The 22,018-nt window shown below is 36.5% G+C and carries 17 protein-coding genes and 4 tRNA genes; 13 read left to right on the top strand and 8 right to left on the bottom strand.

The features are described from left to right. The first annotated feature begins 13 nt into the window (after window positions 1–13). The 7 genes from PVV70_RS01550 to mazG all read left to right on the top strand — a co-directional run bounded on the left by PVV70_RS01550 (window position 14) and on the right by mazG (window position 8,153). The gene (locus tag PVV70_RS01550) at window positions 14–2,332 is read left to right on the top strand and encodes an NADP-dependent malic enzyme (RefSeq protein WP_273757663.1); all 2,319 of its coding nucleotides are present in this window, start codon (window positions 14–16) and stop codon (window positions 2,330–2,332) included. Between the two features lie 188 nt (window positions 2,333–2,520). Beyond that, complete coding sequence (locus PVV70_RS01545; RefSeq protein ID WP_005773457.1) at window positions 2,521–2,805, top strand: acyl carrier protein; 285 nt, start codon at window positions 2,521–2,523, stop codon at window positions 2,803–2,805. Window positions 2,806–2,815: 10 nt separating this feature from the next. Next, entirely contained in the window at window positions 2,816–3,991 is a 1,176-nt protein-coding gene (locus PVV70_RS01540) for a beta-ketoacyl-ACP synthase (protein ID WP_273757662.1), read from the top strand. Between the two features lie 15 nt (window positions 3,992–4,006). Continuing rightward, complete coding sequence (locus PVV70_RS01535) at window positions 4,007–5,281, top strand: beta-ketoacyl-ACP synthase (RefSeq protein WP_273757661.1); 1,275 nt, start codon at window positions 4,007–4,009, stop codon at window positions 5,279–5,281. 68 nt (window positions 5,282–5,349) lie between these two features. After that, a complete protein-coding gene (locus PVV70_RS01530; RefSeq protein ID WP_273757660.1) occupies window positions 5,350–6,378 on the top strand; it encodes a zinc-binding dehydrogenase in 1,029 nt (342 codons plus the stop codon). A 6-nt stretch (window positions 6,379–6,384) separates the two neighbouring features. Further along, window positions 6,385–7,314: a lipid A biosynthesis lauroyl acyltransferase gene (locus PVV70_RS01525; RefSeq protein WP_273757771.1), complete on the top strand. Its 930-nt coding sequence runs from the start codon at window positions 6,385–6,387 to the stop codon at window positions 7,312–7,314. A 32-nt stretch (window positions 7,315–7,346) separates the two neighbouring features. Next, on the top strand, window positions 7,347–8,153 hold the full coding sequence (gene mazG / locus PVV70_RS01520) for a nucleoside triphosphate pyrophosphohydrolase (protein ID WP_273757659.1): 807 nt from the start codon (window positions 7,347–7,349) through the stop codon (window positions 8,151–8,153). Between the two features lie 61 nt (window positions 8,154–8,214). On the opposite strand, the gene PVV70_RS01515 is transcribed toward mazG, so the two are convergent. Next, a complete protein-coding gene (locus PVV70_RS01515) occupies window positions 8,215–8,589 on the bottom strand; it encodes an iron-sulfur cluster assembly accessory protein (protein WP_273757658.1) in 375 nt (124 codons plus the stop codon). A gap of 605 nt (window positions 8,590–9,194) precedes the next feature. On the opposite strand from PVV70_RS01515, the gene PVV70_RS01510 reads away from it, so the two are divergent. After that, a tRNA-Pro gene (locus tag PVV70_RS01510) sits at window positions 9,195–9,271 on the top strand. 239 nt (window positions 9,272–9,510) lie between these two features. Here PVV70_RS01510 and PVV70_RS01505 read toward each other — a convergent pair. Then, window positions 9,511–9,978, bottom strand: a complete 468-nt coding sequence (locus PVV70_RS01505; RefSeq protein ID WP_273757657.1) for an Hsp20 family protein — start codon at window positions 9,976–9,978, stop codon at window positions 9,511–9,513. Window positions 9,979–10,255: 277 nt separating this feature from the next. Here PVV70_RS01505 and PVV70_RS01500 point away from each other — a divergent pair, with 277 nt between their 5' ends. The 3 genes from PVV70_RS01500 (at window position 10,256) to PVV70_RS01490 (ending at window position 12,501) form a co-directional block, all read left to right on the top strand. Then, window positions 10,256–11,161, top strand: a complete 906-nt coding sequence (locus PVV70_RS01500) for a serine aminopeptidase domain-containing protein (protein ID WP_273757656.1) — start codon at window positions 10,256–10,258, stop codon at window positions 11,159–11,161. An 804-nt stretch (window positions 11,162–11,965) separates the two neighbouring features. Continuing rightward, window positions 11,966–12,328, top strand: a complete 363-nt coding sequence (gene cpdR, locus PVV70_RS01495) for a cell cycle two-component system response regulator CpdR (protein WP_005773448.1) — start codon at window positions 11,966–11,968, stop codon at window positions 12,326–12,328. A 98-nt stretch (window positions 12,329–12,426) separates the two neighbouring features. Then, window positions 12,427–12,501: transfer RNA gene (locus tag PVV70_RS01490), tRNA-Val, on the top strand. A gap of 1,868 nt (window positions 12,502–14,369) precedes the next feature. Here PVV70_RS01490 and PVV70_RS01485 read toward each other — a convergent pair. From PVV70_RS01485 to PVV70_RS01465, 5 genes are all read right to left on the bottom strand, one after another. Then, window positions 14,370–14,446 (bottom strand) — tRNA-Arg (locus tag PVV70_RS01485). A 38-nt stretch (window positions 14,447–14,484) separates the two neighbouring features. After that, entirely contained in the window at window positions 14,485–14,790 is a 306-nt protein-coding gene (locus PVV70_RS01480) for an ETC complex I subunit (protein WP_273757655.1), read from the bottom strand. A gap of 89 nt (window positions 14,791–14,879) precedes the next feature. Further along, window positions 14,880–14,956, bottom strand: a tRNA-Pro gene (locus PVV70_RS01475). A gap of 366 nt (window positions 14,957–15,322) precedes the next feature. Then, entirely contained in the window at window positions 15,323–16,027 is a 705-nt protein-coding gene (gene hdaA / locus PVV70_RS01470; RefSeq protein WP_273757654.1) for a DnaA regulatory inactivator HdaA, read from the bottom strand. Next, the gene (locus tag PVV70_RS01465) at window positions 16,024–17,235 is read right to left on the bottom strand and encodes an AI-2E family transporter (RefSeq protein ID WP_273757653.1); all 1,212 of its coding nucleotides are present in this window, start codon (window positions 17,233–17,235) and stop codon (window positions 16,024–16,026) included. Before PVV70_RS01465 ends, hdaA begins: the two co-directional genes overlap by 4 nt. A 159-nt stretch (window positions 17,236–17,394) precedes the next feature. Here PVV70_RS01465 and purM point away from each other — a divergent pair, with 159 nt between their 5' ends. Together purM and purN are read left to right on the top strand one after the other, a co-directional pair. After that, on the top strand, window positions 17,395–18,486 hold the full coding sequence (gene purM / locus PVV70_RS01460; protein ID WP_273757652.1) for a phosphoribosylformylglycinamidine cyclo-ligase: 1,092 nt from the start codon (window positions 17,395–17,397) through the stop codon (window positions 18,484–18,486). Beyond that, window positions 18,483–19,094: a phosphoribosylglycinamide formyltransferase gene (purN, locus tag PVV70_RS01455; RefSeq protein ID WP_273757651.1), complete on the top strand. Its 612-nt coding sequence runs from the start codon at window positions 18,483–18,485 to the stop codon at window positions 19,092–19,094. The genes purM and purN overlap by 4 nt, the downstream gene beginning before the upstream one ends. 279 nt (window positions 19,095–19,373) lie before the next feature. On the opposite strand, the gene PVV70_RS01450 is transcribed toward purN, so the two are convergent. After that, a complete protein-coding gene (locus PVV70_RS01450) occupies window positions 19,374–21,917 on the bottom strand; it encodes a response regulator (protein WP_273757650.1) in 2,544 nt (847 codons plus the stop codon). Window positions 21,918–22,018: the final 101 nt, after the last annotated feature.

The following is a 22,018-nucleotide window of genomic DNA, read 5'->3' as shown; positions in this document are numbered from 1 at the left end:
GGATATCATAAAAATGTCTAGAGAACGAAATAATGATTTCAGTTCACCAATAGCTGAACTTGACAGTGCTGCACTTTTTTATCACCAACACCCCAAACCTGGAAAATTGGAAATACAAGCAACAAAACCTCTTGATAATCAACGTGATTTAGCTCTTGCTTATTCCCCAGGTGTTGCAGCACCATGTCTTGCAATTCATAAAGATCCCAATCTTGCTGCTCAATATACGTCTCGTTCTAATTTAGTCGCTGTTATATCAAATGGAACGGCTGTTCTTGGTTTAGGAAACATTGGCCCACTTGCTTCAAAGCCAGTTATGGAAGGCAAAGCCGTTTTATTCAAAAAGTTTGCCAATATTGATGTTTTTGATATTGAAATTGATGCATCCGATATAGAACAAATGGTACAAACGGTATCGACTTTAGAACCTACATTTGGTGGTATTAATCTTGAAGATATTAAGGCTCCTGAATGTTTTGAAATCGAAGAAAAACTGCGTGCTAAGATGAATATTCCAGTTTTTCATGATGACCAACATGGAACGGCCATTATTGTTTCTGCAGCTGTATTAAATGCCTTAAATCTTTCTGGAAAAAAAATTGAAAATGCAAAAATAGTTACCTCAGGTGCCGGTGCTGCCGCCCTAGCCTGTCTTAATCTTTTGGTCCGTCTTGGGGCAAAAGCTGAAAATATTTGGTTGAGTGACTTAGAGGGGGTTGTTTATGAAGGTCGCAAGACCCTTATGGATCGTTGGAAAGTCAATTATGCACAAAAAACTAACGCACGAACTTTATCTGATATTATTAATGATGCAGATATTTTTCTAGGCCTATCGGCGGGGGGAGTTTTAAAGCCTGAATATCTTAAAAGAATGGCGCAAAATCCACTCATTTTAGCGCTGGCTAATCCAACACCAGAAATTATGCCCGAAGAAGCACATTCTATACGACCCGATGCAATGATCTGCACAGGACGCTCTGATTATCCCAATCAAGTTAATAATGTCCTTTGTTTTCCCTATATCTTTCGTGGTGCATTAGACGTAGGTGCGACTGCAATTAATGAAGAAATGAAAATGGCTGCTGTTCACGCGATTGCTGCCCTTGCTCGTGAAGAAACTTCAGATGTTGTAGCTCGTGCATATGCAAAAGCACCGCCTAATTTTGGACCCAACTATCTGATCCCCTCTCCTTTTGATCCGCGTTTAATCCTACGTATTGCTCCTGCTGTTGCTAAAGCAGCAATGGCAACGGGTATTGCCCTTCGTCCCATTGAAGATATGGAAGCCTACCATGATATCCTCAATCGATTTGTTTTTCTTTCTGGTTTAACAATGAAGCCTGTATTTGCTGCCGCAAAAACAGCAAAACATAAACGCGTCATCTATGCCAATGGTGAAGATGAACGCGTCCTTCGTGCAGCACAAGTTGTCATTGAAGAACAAACAGCAACACCTCTCCTGATTGGCCGTCCACATGTCGTAGAAGCAAGATTAAAACGCTTTGGTTTGAAAATTCGCCCTAATATAGATTTTGAATTAACAAATCCTGAAGATGATCCACGTTTTCGTGATTATGTTAATTTATTTTTTCGTTATACAGGAAGACGTGGCGTTACGCCTGAAATGGCAAAAACAATCGTGAGAACATCAACAACGGCGATTGCTGCCCTTGCCGTCATGCGTGAAGAAGCAGATGCGATGATTTGCGGCTTAGAGGGGCGTTTTGAACGTCAACTTGAATTGATTGAACAAATTATCGGGCTTGATCCTCATGTCCATCGTTTTTCTGCTATGAGTTTGCTTATCTCTCAACAGCGTACTCTTTTTCTCACCGATACTTACGTTAATGAAAATCCTTCTGCAGAAGAAATCGCTGAAATGACTGTATTGGCAGCTCAAGAAGTTGAAGCATTTGGAATAACACCCAAAGCAGCTTTACTATCACACTCAAACTTTGGTTCTAAAAACACAGAAAGTGCGCGTAAAATGCGCCGTGCAACGGAAATTCTTGCCAAATTACACCCTCATTTAGAAGCAGATGGTGAAATGCATGGTGATGCTGCCCTTTCCAAAGTTTTTCGTGATCGTGTTTTTCCTGATTCTCGTCTCAAAAGTGAAGCAAATTTGCTTGTCTTTCCAACTCTTGATTCAGCCAATATCACGCTCAACACTGTTAAAAGCCTCACAAATGCACTCCATGTTGGTCCTATCTTAATTGGGGCCGCACGTCCCGCCCATATACTAACGCCTTCAGTAACTTCACGAGGCGTTGTTAATATCACAGCCCTTGCCGTCCTTGCAGCAAATAGAAAAAATAAACTTATAAAATAAATGTACAATAAAACTTCAAAGTTTTTTAAATATTGAGGTATAATATTTCACATACTGTAAAGCTCTTTTCTCTCTAGAAAAGACAGTTATATTCTGGATTAAGGCTTTTTTTTAAAGAGAAAAAAGGCTAGAAGGGTGATATTAAATGTATTTTGAATTTACTAACTCTATAATAAGGAATCCATACATTGCCTTCCACGTTTGATAAAGTTGCTGATATTATTGCAGAAATCAGTGAAATTGATCGCAATACAATCACACCTGAAAGTCATACAATTGATGATTTGGGAATCGACAGTCTTGATTTTCTTGATATTGTTTTCGCTATTGATAAAGCTTTCGGGATAAAAGTTCCCCTAGAACAATGGACTCAAGAAGTCAATGAAGGTACAGTTGCTACAGAAGAATACTTTGTTCTTAAAAACCTTTGTGCAAAAATTGATGATCTCGTTGCCTTAAAACAGGCGGAGTAATTTTTTCACTATGCATGATCAATCTGTATTCATCACTGGTATAGGTCTCATAAGCTCTCTGGGGGAAGGAACTGATCAACATTGGAAGTTCTTAAATGATCCAATCTGTACACCAAATCTAGATTGTACAACTTTTTCGCCCTACACAGTTCATAAATTGCCTGAAATTGATTGGAGTTTACAAATTCCCAAAAAAAGTGACCAAAGGCAAATGGGGATATGGCAACGTCTTGGTACCTATGCGGCTGGTCTTGCTCTTGATGATGCCGGCATGAAAAATAATGAACAATTCACGTCAACAATGGACATGATTGTAGCAGCAAGTGGAGGAGAACGTGATATTACTGTTGATACACAGATTCTTTCTAAAGCGCGCGCAGTCACCGATCAAACCTCTATATTAAATGTCGCACTTTCGTCTGAGCTTCGTCCAACATTATTTTTAGCACAACTTTCAAATCTTCTGGCAGGAAACATTTCAATCGTTCATAAAGTCACTGGATCATCTCGCACATTTATGGGAGAAGAAGGCAGTGGACTTTCTGCACTTCAAATTGCTGTAGCTCGTATTAAATCAGGACAAAGTACCCATGCTCTTGTAGGAAGCTCCTATAATGCACAAAGTTATGACATGTTGTTGGCCCACGAGCTTGGTGGTCTTTTAACCCATAATGGGTGGAGCCCAGTGTGGGATCGTGAAATTTATTCTGGTGGTGGTATTATCACCGGTTCTGGTGGTGTCTTTCTGGTTCTTGAAAGTGGAGAACATGCAAAAAAACGGAATGCACGTGCTTATGCTGAAATTAACCAAATCCTCACAGACCAAACAGATAGAACCAAAATGCCGCTTAAGGAATCAATTGCAACAATGTTGAAAACGATAGGTGCTAAAGATTCCTTAGCCATTTCAGCAGCCTCAGGTGCTCATGAAGCAACAAAAGCAGAAAAAAATGCTCTTGATGATGCTAATCTATCTTATCGGGGTATTACAACATTATTCGGTTATATGCGAGAAACACAATTTCCTTTAGCACTTGCCCTTGCAGCACTTTCAATTGAAAAAAAACGCTGTTTTCCAGCGTTGTGTCCTCATGAAAAACCTTTTTCTAAAGAAGTCCATGAAATATTTGTTACCACTATTGGTATAAAAAGAGCTGAAGGTGTTGTGCGTCTCACAGCTGTTTGAAGGGGAATTTCTATCGTGAAATATCATGATCATTTTGGACGTCCACTCGTAGCTATCACTGGAGCAGGCGTTGTTACATCACTAGGACAGGGAAAACATGAGAATTGGCAAAAATTAACAAGCGGTGTAAGCGGTATCCACAAAATAACGCGTTTTCCTATTGAGGGATTAAATACATATATTGCTGGAACAATTGATTTTCTCAAAGAAAGTAGGCTTGGTGCTTCGGCTCTTTCTGAAAAGCTTGCCCATCTTTCTGCTGAAGAAGCTTTAGAACAAGCTGCTCTTGATAAAACAAACTTTAATGGACCACTCTTTTTAGCTGCGCCTCCTGTTGAACTCGAATGGCAAGCACGTTTTAGTCTTGATCAAGAGGAGGAATTCAATAATGAGTCCTCTTATGCACATCTTCTTAAAGTCTGTAAGTATAAACGCCATGAGGCACTTTTTGAAACCACACAATTTGGTGCAATTGCAGAAAAACTGCAAAAAACATTTGGTACAAAAGGACTTCCTATTACACTTTCCACAGCTTGTGCATCTGGTGCGACAGCAATTCAATTAGGTGTTGAAGCTATTCGACGAGGAGAAACAGATCGGGCTCTTACCATTGCAACAGATGGATCCGTTTCAGCAGAATCTCTCATTCGCTTTTCATTACTCTCTGCTCTTTCCACTCAGAATGAACCTGCAGAAAAAGCAGCAAAGCCCTTCAGCCGAGATCGAGATGGATTTGTTATGGCAGAAGGCTCCGGCGCTCTTGTGCTTGAATCTCTTCAAAGCGCATTAAACCGTAATGCTACAATTTTAGGAATTTTAGCGGGCTGTGGAGAAACAGCCGATGATTTTCACCGTACACGTTCAAAACCAGATGCATCACCAGCCATCGGATCCGTTCGCAAAGCCTTAAATGATGCACAAATAGCCATCCATGAAATTGACTATATTAATGCCCATGGAACTTCAACGCCTGAAAATGAGAAAATGGAATATCTTGCGTTATCAACAGTCTTCGGTGACATTCTAGAGCATATTCCAGTTTCTTCTAATAAATCAATGATTGGGCATACCTTAACGGCTGCTGGTGCCATAGAAGCTGTTTTTTCGCTTTTGACTATTCAATCGGGAATACTTCCACCTACAATAAATTACGATAATCCTGACCCTGCTATCCCTTTAGACGTTGTTCCTCATCATAGCCGTAGAGCCAATGTCAATGCGGTTTTGTCAAACTCATTTGGATTTGGTGGTCAAAATACGAGTCTTGTTCTCACAGCCTATAAAGGATAATCTTTTCCATACTGACCAAAATTAATCATACTGAAGCAATAGCAATTATCAATTGAAGGGGAAGAATAATGCGTGCGCTACAATTGCTAAATGAACGACAGCTTGAAATTACCAATATTGCACCGCCACCATCTCCACTCCCCGATGAAGTAACAGTACGGATCAAAGCTGTTGCTCTTAATCATATTGATGTATGGGGCTGGCGTGGGATGGCTTTCGCAAAAAGAAAAATGCCCCTTATCATTGGTGCAGAAGCTTCCGGTGAGGTTATACAAGTAGGAGATGACGTTAAACATCTTCAACTTGGACAGATTGTCTCAATTTATGGAGCACAAACCTGTGGGGTATGCCAAGCTTGTCATGAAGGACGAGATAATCTTTGCACGGATGTAAAAGGAGTCTATGGTTTTCATCTTGATGGTTTTGCTTGTGAATTTGTCAATTTACCCGCACGTTTATTGGTTCCAGCTCCTCCCCAATGTGATGAACTCCAAGCCGCTGTTGCTCCAATTACTTTTGGGACCGTAGAACATATGCTTTTCGATAACGCAAAACTACAAGCAGGAGAAACAATCCTGATACAAGCTGGTGGTTCCGGTATTGGCTCTGCTGCCATTCAACTTGCAAAAAATATGGGATGTACCGTTATCACGACGGTAGGTTCAGATGAAAAAATTGCAAAAGCACAGTCTCTTGGAGCAGATCATGTGATTAATTATCGTAAAGATCGTTTTGAAGGTGTGGTGCGTAAATTAACCCAAAAAAAAGGTGTTGATGTTGTTTTCGAGCATGTTGGGGTCGATACATGGAACGGTTCTTTGTTGTGTATGAAAAAAGGAGCACGCTTAGTAACTTGCGGTTCTACCTCTGGTGTTTCAGCATCAATAAATCTCATGCAATTATTTCAGCAACAACTTAAGATATTCGGTTCATTTGGCTGCCGTATGAAAAATATGAAAAATGCCATGCAAAAAATGGCACAAAAAGCCGTACACCCTGTCATTGATACAATTGTTGGACTTGATGAAATAGATACAGCTTTAAAACGAATGGAGAGCCGTGATATTTTTGGTAAAATTATTCTTAAAATCAATTAAATTATGATGAAGCTTTCTCTTAACAATCTCATCTATCGTATTAAAGTTATAGCTAAAAAAATATCCTACTTGTTATGGGCATATCTGCTCTTTGGTTCTTTATTTATTCTAAAATGCTTTCCAGCCAAAATGGGAATTTCTTTTTTTTCTTGGTTGGCAAAAAAAATCGGCCCCCTCGTACATCGTCATCAAATAACCCTTTCGAACCTTAGGAATGCATATCCAGAAAAAACAGAGCAAGAACGCTACGCGATTGCAATCGAAATGTGGGAAAACATAGGACGCTTCCTAGCCGAATATATTTTTCTTGATAAAATTTTTGATTTTGATCCTCATGCGGAAGAGCCAGGTTTTATTGAGGTTAAGGGAGTTGAAATCTTTAAACGATTAAAAAAAGAAAAAAAGCCCCATATTTTTTTCACAGCGCATACTGGAAATTTTGAACTTCTGCCTATTTGCGCACAAAGTTTTGATCTGAATGTTACGGTCTTATTTAGACCACCCAATAACCCTTATGTTGCCAAACGAGTCCTTAAAGCACGACAAACTTCTATGGGACATCTTGTTCCCTCAAAAGCCGGTGCAGCGTGGGCATTAGCAGGTAAATTAGCAGAAGGTGAAAATGTTGGTATGCTCGTTGATCAAAAATTTCGCCGCGGTATCATGGGAACATTTTTTAACAGACCCCTTAAAACAAATCCCTTAATTATAAAGCTTGCACGACAATATAACTGTGATATTTATCCAGCACGTTGTATTCGTCTGCCTGGAGGACGTCATCGTTTAGAATTATATGAACGTGTAGAACTTCCACGAGATGAAAAAAATGATATCGATATCGCTGCTTCTACGCAAAAATTAAATGATATTGTTGAAACTTGGGTGCGTGAATATCCCGGACAATGGATGTGGTTACATAGACGTTGGGACATCTAACATAAGCTCTATTGCTTACAGAGGAAGTACAAATGTTAGCCTCAAAAAATATCAAAGATCTCACCGCAATTATCACTGCATTACGAAATCCTGATAATGGTTGTCTCTGGCATAAAAAACAAACTTTTGAATCCCTCATACCCTATCTGCTCGAAGAAGTTTACGAAGTCATCGACGCCATTGAACGAAAAAACCAAAAAGATCTCTGTGAAGAACTTGGTGATCTTCTTTTACAGGTTGTTTATCATGCTACCATTGCACAAGAAGAAAGTAGCTTTACTTTTGAAGATGTCGTTTATGCAATTACGGAAAAAATGATTCGCCGTCATCCTCATGTTTTTAGAAATGCCGAGCAAAAAAAACGAGGTTTTATAAAAGAAGAGTGGGAATATATAAAAAAAGAAGAACAGGCTAAACAAGAGAAATTGCACAAAGAAAACAACAATTCAAGCATTCTTGCAAAAATAAAACCAATCCAGCCAGCAAACCAAGAGGCCCTTGCTTTACAAGAAGCTGCGGCTAAAGTGGGTTTTGATTGGCAAGAAAGTGGTAAAGTTTTTGCAAAAATAGAAGAAGAGCTCGAAGAACTCAAAGAAGCTATCAAAAATAAAAAAAAATCAGAGATAGAAGCAGAGTTTGGAGATCTCTACTTTATTCTTCTCAATCTCGCACGCCACTTAGCAATTGATTCACAAAAAGCATTAAAAAAGACAAATACAAAATTCCGAAGCCGTTTTGCCTATATTGAAAAAAAGCTATCCACTCAATCTAAAACACTCACTGACGCATCCTTGAACGAAATGGAAGCACTTTGGAAGAAAGCTAAAAAAGAACAATAAAAAATATCAGATTTTTCCTACCCAAAAGAATAAACCTCCCAGAATTTATTTAATGATAATTTCACGACGCTCGATTTGTTTTATATTGATTTTGGGAAACAGGACGAAGTTCTACCGACTCGCCACACCCACATGCTGAAACTTGATTAGGATTTTTAAAAACAAAACCAGAACGAAGCGTTGTCACTTCATAATCCATCTGTGTTCCTAATAAAAATAACACCGCATCATGCGCGATAAAAACACGAGCACCATTCACTTCAACAACATCCGCATCTATCCCCTCTTCTTTGACGAGAGTAATTGTATATTCCATCCCTGCACAGCCGCCTTTTTTAATCCCAACAAGAATACCTCGTGCATCTTTAGTATCCATAATCGCTTTAACACGATTCACAGCGGTTTGTGTTAAACTTATTACTGAAAAACGACTCATCGTTTACTCTTTTCTTAGCTCAATAGACACTTTAAACATTTTTTCTCTACCATATTCTATCTGGTATTTTAGAAGAAAAACAACAAGACATAAATGAAAACATTCTAACCTTTTTATTGGGATAAAAATGCATCCTCATAAAATAAGATTTTTGATTATATAATCTAGAATTTAAAATTTTTTGTCCCCGTAAAATGCAAAATATTTCTGCTATAAAAACTCTAAAGCAAAGAAAACATTTCAATGCCATACATTCAATTCCAAAGTTTTTAAAATATTCATTTTTTATGACCTATGCGATAAAAAACATATCTCCCGTACTTATGGGTTCTCCTCTCCTTCCCCAATTCTCCGAAGCGCAAATCTTCTCCCTTCGCAATCTGCAAAAGAATTCAATGCATAAATCTATCGACTATAGAGCTCAAAATTTAATGATAACAAAGAACTTTACAGATTTATGACTTATTTTGAACGAATAACGATCTATTAATGGGAAAGATTTTTCACTTTCAAAAATCGTAGGTGTAAGGGCATTTTAGATTTTGTTCTGTTTATTTTTTCTCTTGCCTTTAAAGAAACAGTCATTTAATCGTTTCACACGGACTCGGAGCGTAGCGCAGCTTGGTAGCGCACTTGACTGGGGGTCAAGGGGTCGTGGGTTCAAATCCCGCCGCTCCGACCATTTTAAAAACGCTATAAAATAAGCTTATTTAGAATTTTTTATTTCAATTGCACATCCATGATTTTTTTCAGCATAGAATAGTGCGATAAACTTTTATCATCAATTTGAGAGAGAGCCTTTTTATGAGAATCACCTTCGTTCTCATGAGAATACACAGGAAACGCGAGATCTGTGCCTCGCGTTACGTTATTCTTTAAAAAATTTATGATTATTTGCTTCTCATATTTTCTAAATTTTCTTTATGCGACAATGCCGTTGTTATCATTTTTTGTAATGGATGGTGACATCTGCACGGTTATCTTTTTGGGTTTTAATTCAGCTGGCATTTCCCTTTTAAGCTGAATATGAAGAAGCCCATCTCCAAGCTCTGCCCCGATAACTTTCACGTGATCAGCTAAATGGAAACGCCGTTCAAAAGCACGCGAAGCAATACCTCGATAAAGAAATTCTCGTTCTTCATCATCCTTTTCAGGCTTTCTGTCTCCCTTAACGATCAGCTGATTACAATGCGTTTCAATATCAATTTCATCTTGAGAAAAACCAGCAACAGCCATAGAAATTCTATAAGAATCTTCGGTTAAACGTTCAATATTATAAGGGGGATAAGAAGAAACTTCTTCTGGTTGTGTTCTTGAATCAAACCAGTTAAAAAGATGATCAAAACCTACTGTGGAACGATAAAATGGTGAAAAGTCTACTTGACGCATAATACTGCCCTCCTCTAGAGCGACTACAATTTATAATTGATTCACAAAGTTCCCAAATGGCAAACTTACTTGTGAAGCCGTGGTCCCATCATGGCAACCACATTGTATTATCTGGTAATTGTTTTCTCTTATTTCAACTCTTTTATACCTAAATTGACAAAAACTATCTAAAAAACAACCTACCCCTTTCTTAATCCTTCTGCGTCATTACATACATATCCAAGTCCTCTCATTATCTCACGTTGAACTCAGCGAAAATACACTTAAAGGATTTCAATTGAAAACACCTCTTTATCCCATAGATTTGGGTTTCACTCCTCCTCATATCCATCATGGTACCCTTAAAATAGCAATAGATCGTGAAATTCGTTTTGCAATAACATATCCTGAAGCGGAAAAATCTAAGGGAACAATTGTTATTCTTGAAAACGACGTAAATTCTTTAAAAACATATTTTTTACCCATCAATGAAATTTCTAAACGCGGTTTTCATACAGCAATATTTGACTGGTTTGATCAAAAAAAAACATCCCTCACAACAAGAAAAAAAAGCCGACACTATAACTTTGATATAAATAATGATATTAATGACTTATATGAATTTCTTAAAAATGTTATTTATCCTAATTGTCCTCCACCTTACTCCATGCTTGCCTATGGCATAGGTGGATTGATAGCCCTTAGCAGCTTAGATCTTATTAACCATCAATTTAATAGATTGCTCTGCGTTTCTCCTCTTTTTGCTCCATTCGGCAATAAAACAAATGGTTTTCAACATAAATTAACACAATTTCTTTCTGATATAGGTCTTGGCTTTATACCCGTGAAAGGTGGAAAAAAATTAAAAAAAACAAACCTCAAAAATATCCAATTGGAGTACGCATTCCCTTCCATTAAACCCACAACATCCCGATGGATGGCATCGGTATTTAACGCGATTGATTCTGTGAAGAAAAATATACTCCACGGGCATTTACAAATTCCAACACTCTTTATTCTCGCCAACCAAGACAATTTCGCCAACAACATTGAAGTACGGGAATTATGCCAACACACACGTCTGACAGAAAGTATTACCATTACAGGCGCTGAACTTGATACAATTATGTATAACGAGGATTATAAAAAACAATTTTGGGCGGCATTTGATGCATTTATTCTCGATAATGCCTCTATAAAATAATACAAAATCTTAACTTCCATTTTGCTCTGCCAAAACGAAGATTTCTATCAGCGACATCGCTCGATAAATATCTCCTATATAATGGATTCCATCTTCTAACCACTCATATGATTCTTTTTATAGACTCTATAAGCAAACCATGAAACCAATATTCATCACAATAAATAATAAAAATAATGAATGTATAAAATATTATCATATCAAAATATAATATTATTATAATAATAAATAATAAAATAACTATAATAAATTTATATTAATATATCTTTATAAAGATTTATAATTAAAAAATCAAAATAATGTTTTTGATATATTATTAAGTGATTATTTTATAGTATAAATAAAAAATAATATTTTTACATATTAAAATAACTTTGAAAATAAATTTTATTTATAATATTTATTTGTAAGTCTCTATAAAAATTCTATTTTTCTAGGATAGCCTTTTAAAAACAATAAATTAACATAATATTCTTCTCATTTCTCGACAGAAGCAATCCGTACAGTAACGGTTTTCATAATTTTTTTTAATGGAGTTCTGATAAGAAACAGAAAATTTAAAAGAAAAAATAGTAATGAATCATTTTAAAAGTTTTGGATCGTCCCTGCTTTTTTCCAAATCACATATATTGCGAATTTAACCAACTCACAACGAATATGCTGTATTTTGAATAAAAATATAAGAATTAACCATTTTGCCATTCATTTCGATTATGAGTATTTTTCGATCTTTTTTATAAATACTCTATATTGTATAATTGATATGGCAAAAACTCTGACAAATGGAGCCATTGGAACACAATCATGAAACGAATCCTGCTCGCAGAAGATGATAACGATATGCGTCGCTTTCTCGTAAAGGCCCTAGAACGTGCAGGCTACGAAGTCGCCGATTTCGATAATGGTATTAGCGCATATGAACGTTTACAAGAAGAACCATTTTCTCTTCTCCTGACTGATATTGTAATGCCAGAGATGGACGGAATTGAACTGGCACGACGTGCTACTGAGATTGACCCTGATTTACGAGTCATGTTCATTACAGGTTTTGCAGCGGTTGCACTCAATTCAAATAGTGATGCTCCTCCTGATGCAAAGGTCCTCTCTAAGCCATTTCACTTACGAGAGCTCGTCAATGAGGTTGAAAAGATCCTTATTGCTGCTTAAAAGGATATTTTTCTAAGTTATTTGCATCTGTTGTAAGAGAAAATGAAATTAAGCATTGACGTTTGCCATTCTATATGGTGTATGCAACATCGGTGAATGGGCGTGTAGCTCAGCGGGAGAGCACTACGTTGACATCGTAGGGGTCACAGGTTCAATCCCTGTCACGCCCACCATTTAATTTTATACCATAAGCTTTATGCCATAAGTGACTTACCGATTTGTCATATTCCTTTCAGAATACGGGATTCATAAATAATGATTAGAGAATAAGATCCTGCAACATGTCTCTATAAAGAGCATGCTCTATGGGATATTTCTGGTATTTTCTGAGTTCTGCTAACGCCTCTTTTGATGCGTTATTTGAAAGAATCATAAAAGCCAAAACAGTTTCAGTTGCAACGGCTTAGAGGGTTTTATTGTAAAATTCTTCCGACAAACTCCAACTATTTTTCTAAAAAAAATTGTTTATTTTTTGATCGATCTTCTATTTTTTTGATTCTTTCTTCTCTATTGATGGAACACCTATTGTTAAAATACTTAGAGATATAATAACAGTCTTTTCAGTACGTAAAAAACTTGGTTTTTAGAGCGATATTTTAAGTTCACCAATGGCAGGTTACTATAAAATATCTAAAAGAGTAAAAAATACGATAAAAAAAACTTTTTTATTTGCTAAAAACATTGATTTATAATCATATATTACTATTAGACATGTTGAATAAGAAATCCGAATATTATAAAGTTCTTTCATTTCAAGCCTCTCCCCTGTTGAATCATCAAAACTATCTCCCTTGTACATCACAAGAAGGATGGGCATGTAGATAATAGTTGCACAAGAAAGCACTAAAATACCTATAATGATCTGTAAAGCTAAGGTCTATAGCAACATTGGCGGCTAGCAAATAGGCAAAGTGTATGATATCCTCGCTTATTCTTTATAAGCGTAAAAATGATAGAGCTCTATAGATTTAGCGTTATACCATTCATGAGAGTCGGTGTGAAATGGGCTTTTAGGAGCTTTAAGGGCTGTCTCTTTAAAACAAATGCATAAATATACCATATACAATGGCGCTCTGTTCTTCACACGATATTCCTAAAACAATGAGCACCTTAAATCCTATGTGTTTGAGAACATCAGATCTTATCACATAACATTTTAGTGTAATCATTATTCAAGGCTAAAATAGCTCTTGCATGAGGTACAAACGAGAAAAAACGTTTGAAAATATAAATGCGAAATCTAATAACTTAACTCTAAGATACCATTCATCTTCATTCATAATTCAAACAGAATATGTACAAGATAACCCATAAATACGCAGCATACATTCTTAAACAAATAAAACCTAAGTAAACCATAAACATTGCTGAATATAGCCTTACCCTGAGAAACAGTGACAACCACACTCAATCAGATTGGCAATAAATGTATCTATAGAAAAAATATCTTATCTGCGTAGCACACACAGCTTCTTATTATACCAAAGGACTCTAAAATCGTAATGCGCTATAAGGCACAGCTTTCAATACAAGAAGACACACTTCATTCCTAGGAATATGTCTCTAAACTCTCATTATAAACAGATAGATTTTTATTCTTCAATATCCCATAAAACATTTCTAAATAGAATCTTCCATGCCTTGAAAACCAATCTTACCAAAGATCATACTGAAAAACATAATAATATTATTCATAAAAAAATTTAAAGTAGACATTTTTGTGCAATTTTACCGGCATTAGTCGCAATGCTTAAATCTCATCTAAGAAATATCACACTCATTTTTAGAAAAATGGAAAAAAGCGCCTAAAAAAAGCTTTGGCAATTTGTTTTCTAAAGCATAGAATGTAGCTGCATTAAAAAAAACAGTAGCAATGAGTGAAAAAATGATCAGCAATACGTGGTAAGCAAATATAGGAGCTACGATATCACAACTTAAAATACTTCTGGCTGGCCAGAAAACAGCATGCCGTCACTTTACACCAAAACAGCCAACAAAAAAGGGAAATTCCCGAATTTTTTATCTATTAATTTTCTTAAAATGGTGATCCCGACAGGATTCGAACCTGTGACCCACGGCTTAGAAGGCCGTTGCTCTATCCAACTGAGCTACGGGACCCAACTGTTATTTCCTCAATTCAAAATAGCATCTTTAACTCAATGTGTCCAAGATTGCTGCCGATCACTGCGAAAATTATCAGAATAAGAAATAACACGCCGAATCGACATATGTGTCTTTTCTACACGATAAGGGATAGCATTCTTGCGTGCAAAAGCAATCGCTTCTTCCTTTCTATTAAATCGGATTCTTACCTGACTATTCATATCAGATGTTGCCGTGTAACCCATAAGAGGCTCCAGCATTTTTGCTTTCATCGGCTCATACTGTAGAATCCAAAAGCCTGTATTCCCCTTCGCTGACTGCATAGCTGTTTTAGCAGGACTATAAATACGTGCGATCATGCCTTTTCCCTTCAGATTACACAATGCTTGAATGATCGTTTTCACCACACGTACCCAACTGGGTTCATTCTCATACATCTTATCAAACATGGTCGGAGCGATAGGATTCGAACCTACGACCCCCTGATCCCAAATCAGGTGCGCTACCAAGCTGCGCTACGCTCCGCCATTTAACATTTATTTGATGCACATTTCCTAAAATTTTCACAACAGAAGTGCAAGAGAAAAACACACTTTTTTTCAATTTTGTTGCATTTCTTTACAAAAAAGAACGTTTTCAAATTTTTTCCTCCCCCCATAACATATTTATTGACGAAAATAGAAAATAGCATCGGTACCAAAATTCCATCAATATAAAAAAATAATAAGCCTCTTTTTAGAAATATTTACAAACACAAAAATATATAGCGTCTAAAAGTGGTAAAAAGAATATTCATCCAAAAAAATCTGAAAGCCATTTAAAAGAAACGTATAAAAAAGTAAAAAAATTAAATACTTGTCTCTCCTCATATTCTAACAAAAACATGTAAAATCATGATAAGGAGCATTTATATTTTTTTCTATTCAAAACTTCAGCAATCACAGCACGCGTTATTTTTCTTTTTCTTTGTAACGCCAACTGATCAACAGAATCAATAACATGCTTTAATGAAAATAAAGAACGTTCACAACGGCTGATAAGATAATAAACTGTATCTGGATGTACAATAAGCTGCCTATCGGAAAAAAGCTTAAAGGCAACGGCTGTTAACAATGCATCATCAGGCTGATTAATTTCAACAAACATCACCGAATTAAGACGACTTTTAAGATCATTTAACTTTAACTTCCAAGCGGAAGGGAGTGTCCGTGCCGTCATCAATAAAGTAGCTTGTCGTGTATCGACATTTGCTTGCTTAACACTGTTAATTAAATGAAAAAGTTCTGTCTCATTAATTTCCTCTGCATCAATATCCTCTATTAAAAATGATCTGCCTAAAGAAGCCATAGCAACAGCCTGATCAATTTTATTGCACTGAATCCTGAATGCATTTGCTTTTTGCTGCCATATACTCGAAAAGTGCGTTTTTCCAGATCCTTCTTTTCCAACCAAAACTGCAATAGGCACGCTCCAATTGGGCCAGTGATCAATAAGCTGAAAAGCCATACGATTGCTATCCGTTACGACTAAATCATCAAATTGAAAAATCGGCTCATAAGGGAAGTTTAAAGATAATTGCGTTTCTCGCCCATTCATTTTAGTGGCTCCGACTTTCCACTTCGCAAATACATCTGAGAACTAAGATAAGTATGAAGGGCAAAACGAACTAAAACGCCCACAGCCGCTGCTGCCGGAACAGCAACAAGCATACCAGTAAAACCAAAGAGTGAAGAAAAAGCAAAAAGCGAAAACATTAACCACACGGGATGTAATCCCACTGATGAACCAACAAGTTTTGGTTGAAGAATATAACCTTCAATAAATTGACCAATTAAAAAAAGTACCATCACAATGATGATTCCCCCCCAATTATTAGGATAAAATTGAACCCATGCAATCCCAACAGAAAGAACCAAACCACTCATGGTTCCAATATAAGGAATAAAGCTAATAAGGCCAATAAACATACCAACCAAAAGACCAAAATTGAGTCCTGCAATCGTTAAACCAATAGCATAATAGCCCCCCAATATGAGGCAAACAGTCCCTTGTCCACGAACAAAACCTGCAATAGCTCTATCCATTTCATGAAAAATACTTCGAACGGTTTCAAGATGATCACGTGGTATTAACAAATCAATTGCTGTCACCATACGTGGCCAATCTAATAACATATAAAATGTCACCACAGGCGCCACAATAAATAAGCTAACAATATTAACAATAGACTTCCCTGATTTCAAAAGTGAATTCAAAAGAGATGTAATAAAATCAGAACCTTCTCCTAAAAGCCCTTTAATATTACTCCGTAATTCATTTGGATCACTTCCAAAATAGTGCCTTATCCAATCAAAATCATGCTCAACGAAAAAAGTTTGAATACGATTAATATAAACAGGTAAGCCATCACTCACAAATTGCTGTATTTGCGAACTAATAATAGGAATCAGAATAACTAAAGAAGCAACAAAGATAATAACAATAAATAAGGTAATAAGGACAGTACCAAAAACACGGCGAATACCAAACTTTTCAAGGAGTTGAACAATGGGATTAAGAAAATAAGCCAACACAATTCCTGCCACAAAAGGAAGCAAAATTGATCCAAAAACAACCATAAAAAAAATGAAAAAAAACAGCGTCCCCAGCCAAAAAAAGATTTGTCTTTTCATATTATTTGGCAACGGTAATTGTGTATATGCGGGCTTATAAGTTTTATAACGATCACGGGATGTACTCTCACTCACTTTCTTTTTCATAAGTTGCCAAGAAGACTGTCCCTGATTATCTGATACCTTGCTCATAAAATATCCTAAAAAAAATTCTTCACAAAAATTATAAACATCTTCAAAATAAGGTACAAGTAAAGTTGCTTATTTTCTTATCAATATCTCTTGCAGAGAAAACTCTATCATGGCATTGCATAACGTCAAAACCTGATTTTCCACTAAAGGAAGGCTCCAATGAGCAATCAAGATCTTACAAATACTAAATCCAGAGCTGGTCTTACCTACGCAAAAGCCGGTGTAAACATCGATATGGGTAATGCTATGGTAGAAAAAATTAAACCCTTTATACGCGCGACAAAACGAGCTGGAGCAGATGCAGAAATTGGCGGTTTTGGTGGCCTTTTTGATTTAAAAGCAGCAGGCTTTACAGATCCTATCTTAGTCGCAGCCAATGATGGTGTTGGAACAAAACTAAAAATTGCCATTGAAGTAGGCTATCATCACACTGTAGGAATTGATCTGGTGGCTATGTGTGTCAATGATTTACTTGTACAAGGAGCGGAACCTCTCTTTTTTCTGGATTATTTTGCAACTGGAAAGCTTGACCCTGAACAAGGTGCTGCAATTGTTTCTGGCATTGCAGAAGGATGTAAACAAGCCGGCGCTGCTCTTATTGGGGGAGAAACTGCAGAAATGCCAGGAATGTATGCAGAAGGAGATTATGATCTAGCGGGTTTTGCGGTAGGCGCATGTGAACGCAGTGCGCTTCTCCCTTCAAAAGACTTGACAGAGGGCGATATTATCTTAGGTCTAAGCGCCTCTGGAATTCATTCCAACGGCTTTTCGCTTGTTCGACGAATCAGTCAACAAAATCATCTAAAATGGAATGACCCTGCCCCCTTTTCCCCAAAAGACAGCCTTGGTAGAGCACTCCTGACACCAACACGCATTTACGTGAAATCGCTTCTTCCTGTCATGCAAAAATGCGAAGGAATTAAAGCTCTAGCGCATATTACAGGTGGAGGCTTTCTTGAAAATATTCCACGTGTCATTCCTTCTTCTCTTTGCGCTGAAATTAATCTTTCTACCATCAAGGTTCCCTCCGTCTTTTCATGGATTGCCAAACAAGGTCAAATAGAAGAAACAGAAATGTTACGAACGTTCAATTGTGGTATTGGTATGATCGTTATCGTAGCACAGCATGCAGTTGAAACAGTTACACAAGCTCTTGAAAAAAATGGAGAAATTGTGACTCCCCTTGGCATTTTAACAAAACGCCAAGATCAAAATAAAGGTATACTTTATAAAGGGGGACTGCATTTATGAAAAAACAAATCGTCGTTTTTATTTCTGGTAATGGGTCCAATATGGTCGCCCTTGCTCAAGCAAGTCAACAAAAGGAATATCCCGCTGAAATCGTCGCAGTTATTTGCGATAATCCGCGTGCAAAGGGTATTGAAAAGGCACAAAATCATAATTTACCTATTCATATTGTTGATCGCAAAATCTATAAAACAAAAGAAGAGCATGAAGAAGATATTTTTACGATCTTAGATCAATATAAGCCGGATTTTCTCTGTTTTGCGGGGTATATGCGCCTTATCTCATTGCGGTTCGTAAAACGTTATGAAGGACGAATTTTAAACATTCACCCTTCTCTTTTACCTTCATTTAAAGGCTTAAACACGCATGAAAGAGTTTTACAAGCAGGCGTAAAAATCACGGGTTGCACTGTTCATCTTGTTACAGAAGATATGGATGCAGGAAAAATCCTTGCCCAAGCAGCCGTTCCGGTCTATCCCGATGATACCACTGAGTGCTTAGCACAAAGAGTTCTTAAAGCAGAGCATAAACTCTACCCCAAAGCCTTAAAAGCATTTATTGAAGGAAAAAGTAAAATAGTCGATACGCAACAACAGCTCTTATCCTTTTGAGGATATCAGCATCCTATAGCATTTTTCAACATTTTACATACAATTTATCTTCAGCACCTATAATTAAAAACCTCTAATGTTGACAAGGTGAAGTTTTATTTCTTCATAAATTTTTGCGTAGAATGTGCAATTTTTTTTGAGTTTTATTTAAATTTCCAAATCGTTCTTCTTCATTTCGTTTTCTGAACATTACCACGCGCTCTATTAATCAAAATATTTTCGTATTTCTCCTAAAAAAATCTTAAAATATACAATTTTTTTATTGCATTAATTTTTGTGTCATGACGAAAGTGTTTCTTTAACTGTTAGAGCTAACTGTTTGAGTGTAAAAGGTTTAGATAAAAAACCAAAAACAGCATCTTGTGGAAGATTCTTAGCAAAAGCATCTTTTGCATATCCAGAAACGAAAAGAAATTTGATATCAGGATAGTTTTTACGGACTTCCTTCAATAAAGTAGGCCCATCCATTTCTGGCATCACCACATCAGAAACAATAATATCAACAACGCCTTTTTTTTCCTCAAGAATAGAAAGAGCTTCCACCCCGCTTGCCGCCTCTAAAACCGTATATCCCCTCATTTGAAGAGCTCTGACCCCCCCCATTCTGACCGCATCCTCATCTTCAACCAATAAAACAGTTGCAAATCCTGTTAAGTCTATATTTTTATCTTTCTCTTCATCTTTTTCAATCTTTTGAGAAATTTCTCCTTTTATATCGCGGATATAACGGGGCAGAAAAATATGAAATGTTGCTCCTTCTCCCTCTTTACTTTCACAATAAATATACCCACCACTTTGCTTGATAATTCCATACACCATTGACAAACCAAGGCCTGTTCCTTTTCCAACTTCTTTGGTTGTAAAAAATGGCTCAAACATTTTTTCTTGTATAGCAGCAGATATCCCAGACCCTGTATCTGAAATAGTCAATTGCACATATTCACCAATTGACAAACCCAGATGATTAAATTCAGCACTTTGTTGTTTTGTAATATTGTTTGTCGCAATCTTAACAATACCTCCATCGACCATGGCATCACGCGCATTAATAACCAAATTCATAATCACACGCTGAAAAGAGGCTTGATCAACTTCAACACTCCACAAATCTCTTCCATGGATAATTTTTAACTGAATATTATTCCCCAAAAGTGGTAAAACAAGATTACGAATATCTGATAAAAATTCTGTGAAATCAACCTCTTCAAGTCGAAGTGTTTGCTTTCTAGAAAAAGCAAGTAATTGCTGGACAAGAGCAGCTGCACGATTAGCATTATTTTTAATATTGATCAGATCAGCATGAGCAGGATCAGAGCTCCGATGCGTATTTAAAAGAAGATCACATGACATTAAAATTGCTGTTAAAACATTATTAAAATCATGCGCAATGCCACCTGCCAATTGTCCAACAGCTTGCATTTTCTGACTTTGCATCATTTTATCTTCAAGTGTTTTTTGTTCTGTTGTTTCAATGACAGAGATAATGACCAAATCTTGTAGCACATCACCATGATAGGGTGGTACAGACATCACATGGAGACGTAAATGGCGTTCTTCATTCTTTTCTAAAACCGTTTCAAGAGAAACAAAATAATTTTTATTGGTCGCAATTTTCTGAAAGGCACGCTCTAACTGCACACAATCACGACGAGAAATAATATCATAAAAATTGATAGTCTTATCCATACATTCGGTGAGTGATGAAAAAGCATTATTCATGTGAATCAATTGCCCTTCCTGATTTACCACGGCTATTGCAAAAGGACTCGCATCAAAATATTCTTCTAATATACTGGGTAATTTTGATTGATCAGCCTCTTCTTTTTGTATTTGTTGTGGAATGATCACAATACGATAAACGGCTTCCTCCTCTAAGAAAGAAGAAGCAGAGATAAAACAATGAAATATTTTTTCACCTATCGTCTGTGAATTTAAACACAATGAAAATCTATAAGGTAAAGAGTAACCTGAGTTTTGATATCTATTAGTTTGTAAACAAATATCACTCCATGAGCTTTTAGCGCCAACGCTCTCAAATAATGGATCAAAATGATATTGACCAACCGAGAAATTTGCTAAATCAATAGAGAACCATTCGGCAAAAACCGCATTGGCATAAAGAAGTGTACCTTGTGTATTAACGGATATAAAACCAACAGGCGCTTGATCTAAGTGATTAATTGCCTCTTGAAGATTAGAGAAAAAAACTTCTCGGTTTTGTTGTAAATGCGAAATATCACTAATACGCCAAAATAAAAGCTTTTTTTTCCGTTTTGTAATAGGTTGAACAGAGATATTATACCAAACAGATTTTTTTTGAGTAGAACCGGTAAAGATTGGTTGCTCTACTCTTAACTCTTCTTGCGCTGAAAGATTATTATAGGCAGCAACCTTTAAGCGATAGGAAAGTGCACCAGCTCCTGGAAGATCAGCAATAACCCTATAACAAGATCCTTCAGGCTTATAGGTCAGAATTTTTTGATAGTTTTGATTAGAATAATAAACAAAACCAGAAAGATCAGAGATTACAATCGCATCATCGCTTCCATTAAAGATGCTAAAATCAAAATCTTCATGCAACCACAATGCATGGTATCTTAAAATTCCCATTCCACTTAAAATGAGTGCTGCAACACCGATAGTAGCTAGAATCAAAAAAGATGCCACCACAGCCTTTTGCAAATAACTTTGTGGATAAAAAAAATCTAAAATGCCCACAGTGAAAAGGAAAACAAAGATAAAAACAACACCTAAAATCACAACTCTCCGACGAACAGAAGACGAAGACGCTGATCCTTCATTATTCTCAAAACCTTTATCCATCTCTCTTTGCCTTAGATTTAGCTGTCTCTTATACCAAGAAACTTCCTTTATATTCATTGTTATAAAATATATACTATGATATTACCTTTCTAAGAAAGCTC

Source organism: Bartonella sp. AU55XJBT (genome assembly GCF_028618525.1).
Note: the sequence above shows the minus strand (reverse complement) of the source record. Positions and strands in the feature narration are given on the sequence as shown.

What these genes read in the sequence shown, in the direction of transcription:
- PVV70_RS01550 (WP_273757663.1), top strand. Translation starts at nt 14, where the DNA reads ATGTCTAGAGAACGAAATAATGATTTCAGTTCACCAATAGCTGAACTT.
- PVV70_RS01540 (WP_273757662.1), top strand. Translation starts at nt 2,816, where the DNA reads ATGCATGATCAATCTGTATTCATCACTGGTATAGGTCTCATAAGCTCT.
- PVV70_RS01530 (WP_273757660.1), top strand. Translation starts at nt 5,350, where the DNA reads ATGCGTGCGCTACAATTGCTAAATGAACGACAGCTTGAAATTACCAAT.
- PVV70_RS01525 (WP_273757771.1), top strand. Translation starts at nt 6,385, where the DNA reads ATGAAGCTTTCTCTTAACAATCTCATCTATCGTATTAAAGTTATAGCT.
- mazG (WP_273757659.1), top strand. Translation starts at nt 7,347, where the DNA reads ATGTTAGCCTCAAAAAATATCAAAGATCTCACCGCAATTATCACTGCA.
- PVV70_RS01515 (WP_273757658.1), bottom strand. Translation starts at nt 8,589, where the DNA reads ATGAGTCGTTTTTCAGTAATAAGTTTAACACAAACCGCTGTGAATCGT.
- PVV70_RS01505 (WP_273757657.1), bottom strand. Translation starts at nt 9,978, where the DNA reads ATGCGTCAAGTAGACTTTTCACCATTTTATCGTTCCACAGTAGGTTTT.
- cpdR (WP_005773448.1), top strand. Translation starts at nt 11,966, where the DNA reads ATGAAACGAATCCTGCTCGCAGAAGATGATAACGATATGCGTCGCTTT.
- PVV70_RS01480 (WP_273757655.1), bottom strand. Translation starts at nt 14,790, where the DNA reads ATGATCGCACGTATTTATAGTCCTGCTAAAACAGCTATGCAGTCAGCG.
- hdaA (WP_273757654.1), bottom strand. Translation starts at nt 16,027, where the DNA reads ATGAATGGGCGAGAAACGCAATTATCTTTAAACTTCCCTTATGAGCCG.
- PVV70_RS01465 (WP_273757653.1), bottom strand. Translation starts at nt 17,235, where the DNA reads ATGAGCAAGGTATCAGATAATCAGGGACAGTCTTCTTGGCAACTTATG.
- purM (WP_273757652.1), top strand. Translation starts at nt 17,395, where the DNA reads ATGAGCAATCAAGATCTTACAAATACTAAATCCAGAGCTGGTCTTACC.
- purN (WP_273757651.1), top strand. Translation starts at nt 18,483, where the DNA reads ATGAAAAAACAAATCGTCGTTTTTATTTCTGGTAATGGGTCCAATATG.
- PVV70_RS01450 (WP_273757650.1), bottom strand. Translation starts at nt 21,917, where the DNA reads ATGGATAAAGGTTTTGAGAATAATGAAGGATCAGCGTCTTCGTCTTCT.